We start from the raw sequence: 14,191 nt of genomic DNA on the forward strand, positions 1-14,191 counted from the left end.
TCGCCTCCCACAATTAATTTAATTCAGAGGCGACAACTTTCCTGAAATTGGGGGCATCACTGCGTCGCTAAGGCGAAACTTTATGCCATAAACAGAGCCTGGTATATTTAAACGTACTCATTGCAGAAAAAACAAGGCCCTATATGCGGGCCTCATAACAAGTCAAACATCAATTAATTTTTTAGCGTAAATCTGCTTGGTTCAGGCTGTTCTGAGTTATTTGTTGCATCAGTAACGGATTGCGGCTCAGCATTAAAGAATCGGACATTTTTCCTTTTCAATGCAGGTCTTTGTCGAGCCTGACGTGATGTTGTTTGAGCCTGTTCGGGATTTTCTAATGAGCTTTTTTCCACTGCATTAGTTAGTTCTTTATCTGGTGCTCCCTGAACTTCAGGCTTTATGTCATTTGATGAGTAATACAAATAATCAGCTGAGGCGCTGATGATTGTCGCTAAAACCAGGCTGCTGGTAATTGCCAGCCCAATTGGCCCGGCCAGGATGGTCAGTACAGGCAGGGAAATGCTTACACCAAATCCCGCTGCGATATTTAAGCTGAGCCAGGCAATGCTTGCAATTATTGAACTGATTAATAAGAGCATGGAATAGATTGATAACCGAGCATTACTTGTAACATTAGGTGGTTGCACCGGATCTATAATCGGTGGTCTTTCTGTTTGCATTACATTTGTTGCATTATCGGAAGCTTTTGTTTCTTTTGCTACTGGAGTCATCTGCTTTTTTGATAATTCCATTTGGCATCGTTTCAGTTCATATAATACATTATCATGGAGCAAGCCTATTGCATGTAGTGAATGTATAAGTACTGCATCTCGAGTCAACTCTTCTAACGTACTTTGCTTTACAATGAATTCCAGGCATGAATCATTTAAGGTTGCTAGTGCGCGTGATTTATCATGTATATTTTGCCAGGAGAGGTAGCTATCATCTAAAAATAACTGGGGTAATTCATCTAAAAAATGTTTTGAAAAACATAGGGAAATTAATTGACAAAGAGCTTCAATATTTTTTTCAGACGCCAGTTTTTTTAGAATATTTACTTTTCGGGGGCCTTGTTCATACTTCTCAATATCTTCGAATTTTCTGAGCATTCTATTGAAATTATCAGGGATAATACTTTTATCTTGAAGAAGTTGAATATCTGAAGATAAAGCCATCTGTTCTGATAATATGGATAGTTCATCTTGTAATTTTTTGGCGGCATCAAACCAGGAAATTCCTTTGTAATGTGATCTGGCATGGTTAATAAGCTGATGCAGTTTTTTATAAGATTTTTCTTTGGGTAGCGTTTGTTCTAGTAATAAGCAAAATGCCTGAGGAGAAATGAGCGAATCGGAGGCATCACGATTTTTTGTTCGCAACGTAGTATGTGCAAAATCATTAATACCTATAATTGCCTCGGATAACCCGCTGTTTGCTTTAAATGTTTTATAATTAATTTCTATGTTTAGTGCTTCTTTTCCCCAAGTCATGAAACTGATTATTACCTTATCGGTCACGGCAACATAGGTTATATTGTGCAGCAATACAAAGTGACCGCTTAATAATAGTTTTAATTGACCTAGCTTGTTCGGCTCTTGAGGAGGTATATTTCCTAAGAGCATATCAATTAACTCACCTGTGATGCATAAGCCAACGGTATAGCCGTCCTGAATCAGATAATTAAGTTGGGTAATGTGTTTGCTTTTTTTCAAAGAGAGAATAGAGCAGTGGTGGTATCCGCTTGCTTTCATCCATGTCTTTATTTCTTTGGATGATGTTACACCAAAAAGAGTTTTTCTCCAGCCAGCAGAACCGGGAGAATAGAGAGCAATCAGATTCATTGCTGAGCGCAAGCCAACCAACCCAATATGATCTGCATCAGCAAGATCCTGCGAATCAGGCTTATGAGGAGGCTTCATTAATACCGTTTCCTCAGTAATTTCTGATTTTAATTCGTTCTGATGATGTTTTTTTTGTTTTAAATTATATTTACCATTTTCAGCCAAATTAGCCATTGTCTGGATGTATATCAGTGGGTTGAATAGAATCAGTGCTTGCAAAAAACCTACGACACCACAGACCTGTTCATTGTTTTGATTTATAAATTTTGCATCAACGAGACGGATGAGCAATTGTATGGTGAGTACTTTGCGATCAAAATGCGTGAATGCAAGTTCTTGCTCACCCAGTAAAAAACAGTGTTCTCTATAGTGCTCGATTGAATGATGAATTTCCTTTAGTAAGGGGTATTTATTTAATACCTCTAACACTTCATCTACCTGCCCGGTTAAATAGGCTATGGCCTCTAATTGTTTCACTGTTCGGTACAGGAGTGGGGAGCCCTCGATGTACCAATCTGTGCGGGTTTCATACAGATGCTTATCAACAAAGGTGATCATTTTTTTGGTAAGTTGCAGTACGATAGCTGGATTATCATCCTGTTCTGCAGAGATGCCGTGAATGTTATTCAAATGATATAAAAAAGATTTATAATTATTGGGTGAGTATTTTAACTTGTCTAAGGTTTCATATAGATCGACTAAAAATGACATATAAATGTCGTACAAAAAAAACGCAGTTCGTCATTATATTGTTTTTTAAAAAATAGTCAATATGTTCCTTTTGTGTCTTTATTATAGGGAAGAGAGCAATAAGGACAGGAGCCGTTGCGCACATCGATGTAGCCCGTATTAGCAGCGCGTAATACGGGGAGCCACAAGACTGAGCAACTGTTTCTCATTTGGGCAATGTGAATTTTAACTTAATTGCAGAGAAAGGGAGCTCTTAAGGAATGGCAAAGTGCCAGTTCATTGCTTTTGATAATCCTTCCAGCATGAGCTCGCCTCGGATACTGTTCCCTTTGGCATTCACCTTGGGACTCAAAGCAACTATTCCTGCTTTACCTGGTACTGTGCCGATGATGTACCCTGACACGCCGCTTTTTGCAGGGATTCCAGTTTTTACCATGTGAGTTCCGGTTTCATCATAAAGCCCGCAGGTAGCCATAATGGCTAAACTGATTTTACAGGTTTCTATCGAGATAATTTGTTCATTGCTGATTGGATCTTTGCCTCCGTTCGCCAGAAGGGTTGGAAGGTACAACATTTGTTCTAGAGTGGCCTCATAAGAACATAGGGCGAAATATAACTCCAGTGTTTCGTTCACTTCGCTGCCCAGATTATCACGGCTTTTTAATAAATAAGCCAGCGAGCGGTTACGATTTCCTGTGCGTTTTTCTGAAGCAAAAACCAGGGGGTTAATACTTAATTTTTCATTAAATAATTTTTTTACCCAATGCTCCAGCCAACCAAATTGTTGCTCGCCTGAACCAGGAATATGAGAGCACAAAGTAATGGCACCCGCATTGAGCATGGGATTCGAGGGCTTAAGGCCTAGTTCTTCAAGACGAGTTATGGATGCAAAATCATCTCCTGATGGCTCTACTTTAACCCATTTGAACAACTGCTCAGCCCCAACCTCTTCCAAGAGGCCAATGAGTGGGATCATTTTGCTTGTGCTTTGTAATGTTACGGGTTCCAAGGGGGCGTTGCTCCATGAGAGTGGTTTTTCTCCTGGTTGCTGCACTGCCAGAGCCGTAAGATTTTGGTTCACATTTGCCAGTTCGGGAATGTAGGATGCTGTATTACCTTCTTTGTTTTGCTCTGCAGATTCAACTAATTCTTTTAACAAATTGATAGTTAATAAATTTTCAGACATAAGTACCCGCTTGGAAAAATCGGCCATTATGCTAATTTTAGCACATCAAAACAATATAAATTAAACATGCTGCCGATGATTTGTCCTTTATAGTCTTTATTGAAATCGATCTGTTTGAATTTTGATTAGAAATGATGATCGTAAAATAGTTGGAGAGATTGCATGTCGCAACAAAAATAAAGAGAGTGGGGCGTTGAAATCGCCTATCTCAAGTATGGATTCAAATACAGAATTTGTATGAGGATTTTTAATAACCGTTCTGGTATATTTGCGCGCTTTGGATGGAACTTGGCCATGAACGACGGTACCGATAAAAAGCGAATTAAATCTTTATTGCTGCAAAACGCTGAAGCAAAGAAAACAGCTCCTCATCACGTCGAATTGACTTCTCATCCGCTAGCTGTCGCTAAGCCGATATCAGATAATTTCAGACATCTTTGGCCAACCGCTTTAATCGTTCTTGGAAGTATTGGTTGTGTATTAACTTCTCCACTGCTTTTATTGGGGGGAGTCACTGGTATGCTGGTTGGAGCAATGACCAAAAATGATCTTTTTGATTCAGGATTATTTGGTGCTCATATTGGTTCTTTAGGATCTCTGCTCGCAATTTACTGGGGAATGGGTGCAATAAAACCCAGGCAGACTGAAACCGCGGAACAATTAAGTAAACCATTCTCTGAAGCTTATCGTACCACTGCTAGCGTTAACTTTAATAATGCTGCGGAAGTGAAAGCCTTTATAACAAAAGTAAGAGAGCAGATCCTTCTGGATGAAGCAAAAGCAGAGCCTAAAAAAACAGACAATTCATCTCGGGTTAATGAGCCGTATATTTTAAAACTGATTTCGATAACAAAAGATGATAAGGCACCACCTCATGAGTTTTGGGGGCGATTGGAACAGATGATTGATAAAGATATCCATACTTTTGTCAGTAAATTAAGCCTGACTAAAGAAGGTAAATTCAGTTCCAGCGAGCTCGACTGTTTATGGCGCCGATTCAAAGGCACTGAATTTGAACCATCAGTGAAAGAACAAAAAAAGAATAAATTCGTGGTAATGCTGGAAGCTCTTTCAGACACACAATTATCTGCATCTTTTAGCTCATCTGATTTTTTAAGCCTCCTGACCCAAAATGAATACATCGAGGCTGTAGTGAATACTCTGACTTCCGAACAGTTAGAGTTGTTTGCCACTAATATACAAAAACATGAATTGCTTAATAGTATGCTTAAAAAGCTTAAAGCAGACGTTTTTGCATTAGGTAAGCTTCTTGTTATTATGCCTTTTGCAACTCAGGAACTGAAAGCCGAGCTGCTGAAACAGATTGCCGCCTTATCTTATCCTGTGTCTTTTAAAACGGAATTAGGCCGGCTGGCCGATTATTATATAAAAATTAATAACCAGGTACGGCTGCTGGCTGCTAAAAACACGAATACAGTGCCGCAGGATGCAGTTGAAAAAGAAAAGCCAATTTCGAAATGGGCTCCTGTGATCGCAAAAACTCTGCCAATTTATGCTGTTGTTCGTTCTGCAAAAAAAGAAAAATGGGAAGAGGGGGTTTTTGAAGCATTCCTTCGACAATTAAATAGTCCATCATATCTTTTAAATGAAAAAACAATTAGTGCTGATTTGGATAATCTTCCTGATGACAACATTAAAATGTTGGTAGATCGGGCTGCTTCAAGTGAGTTTAAAAATGTATTGAAGCATCTATGGGTTATAGAATCCAAACCGAATAATCATGGCTCATATATTATAGGCAGAACACATCGATTAAAGATTATTCTGGAACAATTAACAGAAGCGCAATTAAAAGAAGCCATTACAGAAAACAAATTCTGGGATATTTTCAGAAACACGCAACAACCTCATTGTGAGATGGCAGCCAAGGTGCTAACGCCTAGGCAATTTAAAATAATCATTTCTAATGCAACTTTGGAAAGGCATGCCGACTTCGCTACTTTAATTACTCTTATTAAAAAAGATGATTCAAAAGACAAAGCAAGACTTATCAAGATTATTAAAGAAATTGTACCTTTCACCAGCCCCTGGTTTGTACTGGCGCTCGAGTTGAAAATCAAGGATTTATTAGGGATTGATAAAGAGGAGTGTAGCCTCGCGTTAAAAATGCATTTGAGTGCATCAATGAAACGAGAAGATGTTAATTTAAAATACTCATTGGATACAACCTTAAATAAAGCCGCCATTTCCAAATTATTCGTTGCTAACGAAGCCATTATGGAACCAGACAATACACCTGCATGCAGTATATGATCTGAGGGAGTAGGCGGGTGCTGAGCATGATGAAGCCCGGCATCGATGCCGGGCTGCATTTCATTATGATGTGTTAATTATGACTTTTATGTACCAATCCATTATAATGTTGTTCGAATAATAGACCTTAAATAAGAGTATAAATCATTGAGCATTGAAAAATATATAAATAATATCAAGAACGCACTTAGACGTGTAGAAGTAAAACTCTGCTCGAACGATATGGAAGGTATCGATAAAAAAATGGCGTTTGCTTTTCGACAAATTTCTAAAAGAGAGCAAATATGTGGAGAACATCTGAAACAAGAAGATACTGCTCGTTGCTTACGCATTTTAATGGCTAAATATTTTGATCTATACATCAGAATCAAATTCCATAATGCTTGGGAACTCTTTGGGATGTACCAGACTTTTCTTGATAATGGCCAATACAATAATGCGTTGGAAATCAATATACAAATCTACCAGTTACTGAATAATTTGACTTATTTGTATGAGGTAGCTTCAAGGCATAACATGGAGCGAATTCAAGTTGCCGATTGTCAACCCTTCATTAATATACCTGCTCAGTTTTATTTTTTGATGTCTTGTATTGATCGAGTGTTTGCCCAGACATTAAAGCCAACAGAGTATGATCAACTCGCGGCAATTAGCCCGGCAAATAATCGCTTTAGCCATTTTTACCAACCACCGCCTTCTGAAGAAATATTGTCAGAAAGTGAGAAAATGCAGGAACGCTTTTCTTTTAGATGAATCATCTAGGTTTCATTGTGGATTTGTAACGGTTCAATAAACTGAAGCAGATTACGCTGCCGAATTACCGCAAGCAAGTTGTGGTAATTCGAAATGGGTAAATTCTCAGAGTTATTGAGATAGTACACATACAATTCTTCGCTCTTAGGAGACTTGAGCAACTAAAAGGTGGAGTACTGTTGCTTTACAGTGTTGATTTTGAGGAATACATTGTTCATGTTCCTGATATTTCCAGTAAAAACTCGTGCCTAATAATGTGCTCCATCACAAGCCTCTATTCCCACCAAACAGGAATTGGCAACTGGCTCCTGGTGGGAGAATGTGACATCCTGATGCATCTTGAGTGACATCGTCCCAATCGGCTGGTAGGTCGGCTATGATTTGCGTAGCAGTTAATTGTGACGTGTTGATTATCGTCAATGCACGAGGCACGGCATCCAGGCGATGGGTAAGGCGGAAATAATATCCGCGGTGAACCTGCTATAGAAAGAGTGGCCTCTGCTATCGGACCACGGGTATATTTAAACTGGAGTCACCACAGGAGACATAACATTGACTGGGGTTTGGGCTACCGTCTGGATTTGCCTGGCACAAGGCAGGCCCACCAGAGACACCTCCGCTCGGTAGTTGGCTGCCGTTAATTGTCATTGTCAGAGTATAGGTAGCTGTTGTTGAGTCTCGAGGTCCAACGATGCATTGTCCTTCTTGGGTAATGCCTTGTAATGGCCAGATAACCAAGCGGCGGATTCCACCAGGAATGCTTTTGTTGTTAGAATTATTCGTGACTGTATAAGATACAGTCACTGTTGTATTTTCCGGCACCATTTGCGCAGGGTTGCTCCCAACAGTTGGAGTCATTGTCCATAATGGCATATCTGCGTGTACCGCTGATAACATGAAGTAGGATAAAAAGACAAAGGGCTCCTTGTCAGCCCATTTCGTTTTTTCCTTTGCATGGATTAATCCTTAGACCATATAAAAATATCAAGATGCAGGAGGTCTTTGGCGTGATGTTGGGGGCAAATGAACGTCACTGAATCATTAAGATAAATTTTCTAATTTAAAGAGTAACGTGCTTTCTTTCGATGAGCAAGAGCTGATATGTTCTAAAATGAACATGTTGAGAAGAGCTTACATCTTTATTAATTGGTAGGACACCACTCATTTTGAGATATGGGAAGTATCTGTCGCTTAAAACGTTTATTAACAAATTAATTTTTTTCTTTTGCTGAGTCATCCCATTTTCTACACCAAGATTTCATGTATATAGAGATTAGGTGCACTTAGTATCTTTTTCAAACGATATTTTCTTGAAGAGTTGTCTCTAATGTTCTATTGTTAAGTACATACGTTTTACTCTTGAGATTAAAGTTCGAACTAAATGCACTAAATTCATTGGAGAAAATTATGTCTCGTCCTACCAGGTCACTCAAAAAAAAAGATGGTCAATGGATATCGGGTGGATATCGTTTTGATGAGGATGATGTTGCGAACCAAATGGCTTATCTTTTTGCTGGACAAGAAGGACAAAAAAGAGTTAAGACAATACGAGAAGAAGCTGAGAAAATACAAGAGCCTGAACAACGAAAACAGTACATAGAACAAGAAGTTAAGAAAAAAGCAGCAGAAGTGGATGAAGGATTTCAAAAAGGGCTTACAGATATTATTAAAGGATTTTCTACTTCTGGCAAAGATAAAAGCGGCTCAGAGGCTGGAAAAGATATGGCCGTATCTCTGATGAAAGGGTTGGGTTTAAATGTTAATCCTGATAATGTACAAACACATTACTCCCCAGGACCACCTCAATGTTTCCAAATTGCATGGGTCAATAGACCAACTCAAGAACTTAAAGATGAAAACTCTGAAATCAATCAGCTAAGTAAATGTTATGCCAATTCTTTAAGCCCTGAAGCACAACAGGGTTTTAACGAAAAATGGGACAGACATATTACAAATGCAAGGAATGATGGTCCAAAAATAGATAAAACCACCTTTGAAATGGATTCTGCAAAATCGTGGAGTGATTTTAAGAGCCAAGTAAAACAAGAACATGAGCAATCTGCCCAGATGACTTCCAGTAAAACTTTAGATTCTGATGAAAGAAGTCAACCTCAGCTTTGAAGTGATAGGAAATTTCAAATTATGTCGTTACATTGAAAACAAACCCTTGGCTAAGAGTTCTCATTGCCAGTTTGGTCTGGATATGCGGTAAAACACTATTCATGACCAAACTCCAGAATTTACTATCTGAACGGCAACAGTATGCTTGAATTGATGAGTACATAATCTACATACTGCCTGAGTGAAATCAATAAATTGTTCCTGGAATAATTTGAAACAATAGGAGCGTTCGATTGCCGCTGACTAGAAACAAGTAAGAGAGAGATTACACTCACTGCCGTTTTATCTGATTATAACTTTCTAATTCAACAATAATTGTTCACAAATTGAAAAATACATCGCTTCTAATAAATGAAGATCTTTCAGCGATACACATTCATTGACTTGATGTATGGTTGCATTGATCGGGCCTAATTCTATAACCTCTACTCCATAAGGGGCTATAAAGCGGCCATCAGAGGTTCCACCACTAGTTGATAACTCTGGTATGAATCCTGCGACTTTCGTCACTGCTTTTTTACTGCTTTCAAGAAGGGCGCCTTTATCTGTTAAGAAAGGTTCGCCGTTCAGTCTCCATTCTATAATCGGGTGCAGGTCGTGGTTGTGGAACGTGTTTTGCACCTGTTCAATCAGAGTACCTTCGGTTTGCTCTGTCGAGTAGCGGAAATTGAGATGTAGGCTCAGTTCTCCAGGAATAATATTACTGGCCTGACCTCCTGAATGAATATGAGTTATTTGCATGGAGGTAGGGGGGAAAAAGGCATTGCCATGATCCCATTCAATCGCTGTTAACTCCGCTAAAGCAGGGCTGATATTGTGAATAGGATTATTGGCCAGGTGAGGGTAGGCTACATGGCCTTGTTTGCCGTGCAGGTTTATTTTCGCACTTAAAGAACCACGTCGGCCGATTTTAATTACATCTCCTACATGGTTAGTGCTCGATGGTTCACCCACTACACAATAATCAATATGGATGTCTTGCTGTTGTAATTGCTCCATAACATAAGGTGTACCCAAATCAAATTCATCACCTTCTTCACCACTGGTGATTAGAAAACCTAATCTGCCCTGGAATTTGGGATGGGTCGTAACAAATCGTTCTGCCATAACCATCATACAGGCCAGGCTGCCTTTCATGTCAGCCACGCCACGGCCATAGAGTATATTATCTTTCTCGGTGAGCGCAAAAGGATTGGTATGCCATTTCGATGGCTCACCAACCGGTACTACATCGGTATGGCCAGCAAATACTAACAATGGACCAATAGCTCCATAACAGGCGAAGAAATTGGAAACCGGTCCTTGATTCATTATGTGACAGGAGAATCCAAGTTGCTCTAAGAACTCAATCATATAATTCTGACACCCCGCATCGTCTGGTGTGATAGATGGATAGCTAATGAGTTGTGTCAGGATGTTTTTTATATCATTCATTTTAATTGGCTCTTAGTAATTCATTAATGCTTATTTTGGCACGGGTTTTTTCATCAACCTGTTTTACTATAACAGCACAATATAAACTATGGCTTTTATCTTCGCTTGGCAGGCTCCCTGCGACAACAACCGAACCTGCTGGAATTCGTCCATAAGTAATGGCACCGGTAAGACGGTTATATATTTTTGTACTTTGCCCCAGAAAAACGCCCATTGAAATGACGGAATTGCGTTCTACTATAACTCCTTCAACTACTTCTGATCGGGCACCGATAAAACAATTGTCTTCAATAATGGTTGGATTAGCTTGTAGAGGCTCTAGTACGCCTCCTATTCCCGCACCACCTGATAAATGGACGTTCTTGCCAATTTGAGCACATGAGCCTACTGTGGCCCAGGTATCAACCATAACTCCTTCATCAATATAAGCTCCGATGTTAACAAAAGACGGCATTAGAATAGTATTTTTAGCAATGTAAGCACCGCGACGGATTGCAGCACCAGGCACAACTCTGACGCCAGATTGTTGAAATTGTTCTTCAGTGTAGCCAGTGTATTTTAAAGGTACCTTGTCATAAAACTGACAACAACCAGAATCGATGATTTGATTTGGATAAAGTTTAAAAGATAAAAGCACTGCTTTTTTTATCCATTGATGTACAACCCAGTCTTCATTTATTTTTTCAGCTACTCGATATTGTCCGTTATCAAGACAAGATAAAACTTCATCTATAGCCGCAACCAGTTCTGGCGAGGCTGTGCCTATGGAGAGATTTTGGCGTTGTTCAAAGGCTTGTTCAATTATGGATTGTAGTGAATTCATTTTTATTAGTCCTGTAATGAAGCAATTAACGTGTCTTTTTCAGCCCATTGTTGATTTAACCAATCTTTAAATTCATTTTGAGTCGAATTATCCTGGATAAGAGCTGATGAATTGAATTGAGCTGGAATGGGTATTTGTCTGATGTTTATTTTAATCGCTTTAACTCGTTTACACAGAAAATCCCAAAGCGAATGATTTTTTTCTGAATAGACGATAGTGACGTCAAGCAAGCTGGTAATTTGTGAGCCCATGGAGCTGATTATAAAACTTATCCCACCTGCTTTAGGTTTTAACAAATGAGTATATGGTGAGTTTTGTTGCTCTTTTTTGCTTGATGTAAATCGCGTGCCTTCAACAAAATTCATAATGGAAGCTGGAGTTCTTTTAAACGTTTCGATTGCTTTATAGGTAGACTCTAAATCTTTACCTTGTTTATGTGGTTTTCTGGCCAGATATTCCTTGCTGTATCGCTTCATAAAAGGGCAACCCATAGCCCACCAGGAAAAACCCAGAAGAGGTACCCATTTTAATTGGTCTTTAATAAAGAATTTTAAGACGGGAATTTTTTTATTAAACACGCGGTGAAGAATAACAATATCTAACCAGCTCTGGTGATTGGCCACAACCAGATACCAATCTTTGGGGTTGAGATTATTTAAACCAGTAACTTCCCATTTTATTTTTTGTACATTATTTACATAATAATTGTTCATGCCACACCAGAATGTTGCTATGGCATCGACGCAGCGCGTACAAAGTGTTTGCCAGGATTTATTAGGAAAGAGTTTGAACAATCCAATAAACAGGATAGGAATAAAACAAAGAGTAGTAGTTATAATAAGAAACAGGATTGCCAATATGGCATGAATTTGTCCCATTAATTTGTTTGTCGTTTGCATGGATTACTACTCCTAATTGGTGCTTGTATTATTCACTAAACGTCGGTGATGGATAATAAATGGGAATCCCTGCGTACCACGGCTTTTCTCGGTATCCAGAGGCTCCCAATTTTTTATCCATAACTGACTTAACTTAACGCGTATTCTAAATCAGTCCGTAAGTCATCTATATGTTCAATGCCAACGGATAATCTGATAAAACCATCTTCAATACCCAGTGCTCTTCGTTGTTCTTCAGGTATTGATGCATGAGTCATAATTGCTGGATGCTCAATTAAACTTTCTACTCCACCAAGGCTTTCTGCCAGGGTGAATAATTCACAACGAGCTAAAAAGCGTTTCGCTTCATCCAAACCACCATCCAGAACGATAGAGATCATTCCACCAAAATCATGCATTTGCTCTTTGGCTAACTCATGCTGAGGATGACTTTTTAGTCCTGGATAAATTACTTTTTTAACCTTATTGTGGCTACTCAACCAACTCGCTAATTGATTTGCATTCTGACAGTGACGTTCCATTCGTATAGATAAAGTTTTTAGACTTCTTAATACGAGGAAACTATCAAATGGACCCGCAACACCGCCACAGGAGTTTTGCAGATAACCTATTCTTTCTGCGAGCTCGGGGTTGTTTCCTACAACAACAACACCGCTGACTACATCTGAATGTCCATTTAAATACTTGGTTGCAGAATGAAGTACTATATCAAAACCTGCTTCAATAGGGCGTTGAATCCAGGGAGTAGCAAAAGTGTTGTCTGCCACAGTAATCAGACCATGCCGTTTGGCAATCGCTGCTATTTCCCGCAGGTTCGCTAATTTTAACATAGGATTGGATGGTGTTTCCAACCATAATAACTTGGTTTTGGGTGTTATGGCTGCTTCGATAGTCTTTGGATTGGACATATCAATGAATGAAAAAGATAGATTTGAGGTTCTGGTTTTTACTTTATCGAATAATCTGAAGCTCCCTCCATATAAGTCATCCATGGCGATCACATGATCTCCTGCATCTAAAAGATCTATTACCGTGTTAATTGCGGCCATTCCTGAGGCAAAAGCGAATCCATGTTGACCGGATTCCAGACTTGCAATACATGCTTCATAAGCTGAACGTGTCGGATTTTTTGTTCGAGAATATTCATAGCCAAGATGTTCTCCTGGAGCTGTTTGTTTGTAGGTGGATGTTGCATAGATAGGGGTCATGACTGCGCCTGTACTAGGGCAAGGCTCTTGTCCCGCATGAATAGCTCGTGTGTCAAAGTGAGTATTTTTCATTTTTAATAATCCTTTTATAAGAAATTCAAGTTCAACGCCTGCTAACAAATTCCCACCGATGTGTACTTATTGTACTTTTAGTATTTTGTTTGCTAAAGTAATTATATAACTTGTCGCTAAAGAGCTTGAAGGACATTCTAGTGAGGGATGCATGCGTAGGCAAGAAATCAATTATGAAAAAGTTGCCGCTGCCGCAGAAATAATAAAAAAAAGAGGCCAAGAGCCATCTGTAACAGATATCAGTGACGAATTGGGAATCGTAGGTACTTATCCTGGTTTATCCGATCTACTAGAGCAATGGTATCGCACCCAACCGGAATTTCAGCGCTCAAGTAAATCTCCGTTGACAGAGAATATCTCAATTAAAACGGACGAAATTCTTGAAAAAAATATTGAACTTGAAAAATCATTATCGCTTCTTCGCGCGACTTTGGAATCTACTGCCGATGGAATCATGATGGTGAATGGTCATGGGGCTGTTGTAGACTGGAATCAAAAATTTGTAGAAATGTGGCGCATTCCTTCTTATATGTTGGAGTCAGGTAAAGAGAGTATGAGTTTTGACTACATTCTGGAACAATTAATCGATCCTCAATCGTTGATTTCTGATGTGCAATATCTTTATCAAAACCCAGAGTGGCAAGGTGAACTCCCTGAATTAATTTTTAAAGATGGCAGAATTTATGAGCGATTTACTCAACCACAACGTGTTGGGGCACAGATTGTAGGTCGTGTTTATAGTTTTCGAGATGTAACCCAAAAACGCCTCGCTCAGGATGAATTACGTATACGCGAACGAGCTATTGAAGCCAGTACTCATGGAATAGCCATTATTGATATCGGTAATTTTCAGGATAGTTGTCGCTTGAAGCAGAGCAGATTTGCTCTAC

11 protein-coding genes are annotated in these 14,191 nt (G+C 39.2%); 4 read left to right on the forward strand and 7 right to left on the reverse strand.

Annotated elements, in window-relative coordinates; all coding sequences use genetic code 11:
* Positions 1-173 precede the first annotated feature (173 nt).
* Positions 174-2,552, reverse strand: coding sequence for a hypothetical protein (locus Q0495_RS10000; protein ID WP_298625622.1), 2,379 nt, complete (start codon positions 2,550-2,552; stop codon positions 174-176).
* Positions 2,553-2,784: 232 nt separating this feature from the next.
* A complete protein-coding gene (gene glsA / locus Q0495_RS10005) occupies positions 2,785-3,717 on the reverse strand; it encodes a glutaminase A (protein WP_298625624.1) in 933 nt (310 codons plus the stop codon).
* Positions 3,718-4,011: 294 nt separating this feature from the next.
* On the opposite strand from glsA, the gene Q0495_RS10010 reads away from it, so the two are divergent.
* Positions 4,012-5,991 (forward strand): hypothetical protein, encoded by a 1,980-nt coding sequence (locus Q0495_RS10010; RefSeq protein WP_298625626.1) that lies wholly within the window; start codon positions 4,012-4,014, stop codon positions 5,989-5,991.
* Between the two features lie 147 nt (positions 5,992-6,138).
* The gene (locus Q0495_RS10015) at positions 6,139-6,744 is read left to right on the forward strand and encodes a hypothetical protein (RefSeq protein WP_298625628.1); all 606 of its coding nucleotides are present in this window, start codon (positions 6,139-6,141) and stop codon (positions 6,742-6,744) included.
* Between the two features lie 501 nt (positions 6,745-7,245).
* Here the strand turns inward: Q0495_RS10015 and Q0495_RS10020 are convergent.
* Positions 7,246-7,617, reverse strand: coding sequence for a hypothetical protein (locus Q0495_RS10020; protein WP_298625630.1), 372 nt, complete (start codon positions 7,615-7,617; stop codon positions 7,246-7,248).
* A 534-nt stretch (positions 7,618-8,151) separates the two neighbouring features.
* On the opposite strand from Q0495_RS10020, the gene Q0495_RS10025 reads away from it, so the two are divergent.
* Positions 8,152-8,865 (forward strand): hypothetical protein, encoded by a 714-nt coding sequence (locus Q0495_RS10025; RefSeq protein ID WP_298625633.1) that lies wholly within the window; start codon positions 8,152-8,154, stop codon positions 8,863-8,865.
* Between the two features lie 300 nt (positions 8,866-9,165).
* Here Q0495_RS10025 and dapE read toward each other — a convergent pair whose 3' ends face one another.
* From dapE to Q0495_RS10045, 4 genes are all read right to left on the reverse strand, one after another.
* Positions 9,166-10,299, reverse strand: coding sequence for a succinyl-diaminopimelate desuccinylase (gene dapE, locus Q0495_RS10030; RefSeq protein ID WP_298625635.1), 1,134 nt, complete (start codon positions 10,297-10,299; stop codon positions 9,166-9,168).
* A gap of 1 nt (position 10,300) precedes the next feature.
* Positions 10,301-11,122: a 2,3,4,5-tetrahydropyridine-2,6-dicarboxylate N-succinyltransferase gene (dapD, locus tag Q0495_RS10035; protein ID WP_298625638.1), complete on the reverse strand. Its 822-nt coding sequence runs from the start codon at positions 11,120-11,122 to the stop codon at positions 10,301-10,303.
* A 5-nt stretch (positions 11,123-11,127) separates the two neighbouring features.
* Positions 11,128-12,021 (reverse strand): acyltransferase, encoded by an 894-nt coding sequence (locus tag Q0495_RS10040; RefSeq protein ID WP_298625641.1) that lies wholly within the window; start codon positions 12,019-12,021, stop codon positions 11,128-11,130.
* A gap of 128 nt (positions 12,022-12,149) precedes the next feature.
* Positions 12,150-13,301, reverse strand: coding sequence for a PLP-dependent aspartate aminotransferase family protein (locus tag Q0495_RS10045; RefSeq protein WP_298625644.1), 1,152 nt, complete (start codon positions 13,299-13,301; stop codon positions 12,150-12,152).
* A gap of 151 nt (positions 13,302-13,452) precedes the next feature.
* On the opposite strand from Q0495_RS10045, the gene Q0495_RS10050 reads away from it, so the two are divergent.
* The coding region (locus Q0495_RS10050) for a PAS domain-containing protein (protein ID WP_298625646.1) at positions 13,453-14,191 on the forward strand (739 nt) is incomplete at its 3' end.

The sequence above is a fragment of the uncultured Legionella sp. genome, assembly GCF_937871865.1.
In the GTDB taxonomy this organism is placed as follows: Bacteria; Pseudomonadota; Gammaproteobacteria; order Legionellales; family Legionellaceae; genus Legionella.

Excerpts from the sequence above, each read along its gene's own strand:
- Q0495_RS10000 (WP_298625622.1), bottom strand. The coding sequence starts at position 2,552 with ATGTCATTTTTAGTCGATCTATATGAAACCTTAGACAAGTTAAAATAC.
- glsA (WP_298625624.1), bottom strand. The coding sequence starts at position 3,717 with ATGTCTGAAAATTTATTAACTATCAATTTGTTAAAAGAATTAGTTGAA.
- Q0495_RS10010 (WP_298625626.1), top strand. The coding sequence starts at position 4,012 with ATGAACGACGGTACCGATAAAAAGCGAATTAAATCTTTATTGCTGCAA.
- Q0495_RS10020 (WP_298625630.1), bottom strand. The coding sequence starts at position 7,617 with ATGCCATTATGGACAATGACTCCAACTGTTGGGAGCAACCCTGCGCAA.
- Q0495_RS10025 (WP_298625633.1), top strand. The coding sequence starts at position 8,152 with ATGTCTCGTCCTACCAGGTCACTCAAAAAAAAAGATGGTCAATGGATA.
- dapE (WP_298625635.1), bottom strand. The coding sequence starts at position 10,299 with ATGAATGATATAAAAAACATCCTGACACAACTCATTAGCTATCCATCT.
- dapD (WP_298625638.1), bottom strand. The coding sequence starts at position 11,122 with ATGAATTCACTACAATCCATAATTGAACAAGCCTTTGAACAACGCCAA.
- Q0495_RS10040 (WP_298625641.1), bottom strand. The coding sequence starts at position 12,021 with ATGCAAACGACAAACAAATTAATGGGACAAATTCATGCCATATTGGCA.
- Q0495_RS10045 (WP_298625644.1), bottom strand. The coding sequence starts at position 13,301 with ATGAAAAATACTCACTTTGACACACGAGCTATTCATGCGGGACAAGAG.